This is a genomic window from Dethiosulfatibacter sp., from assembly GCF_983023055.1.
The window spans coordinates 762-2,515 of the sequence record NZ_CEZJXU010000390.1 but is presented as its reverse complement, the minus strand read 5'-3'; the positions used below and the strand labels follow the sequence as shown (position 1 = coordinate 2,515).

General features: G+C 36.7%; 3 protein-coding genes. All 3 read left to right on the top strand.

What is annotated here, in order from left to right:
* The coding region (locus tag AC3AX0_RS11455; RefSeq protein WP_487550415.1) for a GyrI-like domain-containing protein at positions 1 to 483 on the top strand (483 nt) is incomplete at its 5' end.
* Between the two features lie 53 nt (positions 484 to 536).
* On the top strand, positions 537 to 965 hold the full coding sequence (locus AC3AX0_RS11450; RefSeq protein WP_487550414.1) for a DUF1893 domain-containing protein: 429 nt from the start codon (positions 537 to 539) through the stop codon (positions 963 to 965).
* A 215-nt stretch (positions 966 to 1,180) separates the two neighbouring features.
* Positions 1,181 to 1,754, top strand: a 574-nt coding sequence (locus AC3AX0_RS11445; protein WP_487550413.1) for a PucR family transcriptional regulator ligand-binding domain-containing protein, incomplete at its 3' end; no start/stop codon positions are given.

Below are 1,754 nucleotides of genomic sequence, written 5' to 3'. Positions count from 1 at the left end.
AAGAGGGGGATTACTATGGACTATGATTATGAAATTGAAGTAATTGAAACTGAAGCGCAACCGGTACTTTCAATTAGGGAGATAACGTCTGTCGATGATCTGCCGGAAGAAGTAGGAACTGCATATCAGGCTATTTTAAATCATATGAATCTAATGGGAGAAAATCCTTCGGATATGCCTTTTATAGCCTACTACAACATGGACAGGGATAATCTGGATGTTGAAATTGGATTTCCAACTTCCAAGGAGCTTGCCGGTATTCATGACATAGAGGTAAGCGAAATTCCAGCAGGACTAAAGGCTGTCTGCATGTATCAGGGTCCCTACAATGAGATGGAACCTGTCTATGAAGCAATGAATGAGTGGCTTGAGGAGAATGAATATGAACCCACTGGAGTTATATATGAATTCTACTACAATTCACCTGAAGAGGTTCCTGAAAGTGAACTTCTTACAAAAATCATGTTCCTTCTTGAAGACTAGGAATGTGATATGATATATTTACTTATATTAAATTGACAAAATAGGAGATTGATATGAAGGACTTGAATCTGGCAAAGGAATTACTTGAAAAAGAGGAGCTTACACTGGCTGTCGTAAAGGATGGAGAGTGTATTTTCAAAAGCAAAAAAAGAGGAATCTATCCTCTATATATAGCTGTACGGGACATACGCGATGATATGAACGGTGCATCAGCAGCGGACAAGGTAATAGGAAGAGGAGCGGCTCAGCTTTATGAATATGCAAATGTAAAAAGAGTCTTTGCTACAATGATTTCCGAGGGGACCAAGGAAGTCTTTGAGAATGCCGATATAGAATACGAAGCTTCGAAGATTGTTCCTAAAATAATGAATAGGGACAAGACTGGAATGTGTCCCGTTGAAATAATTTCCTACGAATCTGAAACAATTGAAGAAGTTCTTGAAAAGATAGAGGAGTTTTTGAAGAGTATAAATTTGTTGTAGCAAATATATATGGAATGAAAAAACGAATAATATTAAATGCATGGTCCTTGTGTAGGTACCATGCATTTTTTTGGAGGATCATCAAAAAAATTGATGTAGGATACATAGGGAATCACCATTTCCTTTACAAAGTAAGTCTCTAGTCTGTATAATTTATTAAGAATAATGATACATACTGGAATAATAAAATAATATATGTATTGAGAGGAACAGATATGATAAAGATATCGGAACTGCTGTCACTTGAAATATTTGAAAAATTCAATATCATTGCTGGAGAAAACGGGCTTAATAATACGGTGAGCAATATTGGGATTCTTGAGTATGAAACTGAAGAAAACCTGGAAAATAACTTTGCAAGAGGAGACTTTGTAATAACTACATTGTTTTTTGCCAAGGGTGATGCAGATCTTCTTGAAAGGACTCTTCTTAGGCTCATCGACCTGAGAATCAGCGGTTTGGCAATAAAAAATATTTATGAATATGAAATTCCACAGTCTGTTCTGGACTATTCAATTGATAGGGCTGTTCCCGTGTTTGTCTTTGAAGATGTTTTTTTTGAGGATATAATTGTGTCTGTCTCGGATGCCCTAAGGACAACAAACAACCAGTCATATTTCGAGGATCGGGTAAACAGCATAATAAACAGACAGGCTTCAAAGAAGGAAGTAAGGGAAGTTGCCCGTGACATAAACAGTTCTTTCAGTGAAAACCTAATAACCGCCTACTGTGTAGAAAAGGATTATGAAAACGACAGGAATATAATGCGCATCCTAGATACTATAAGGC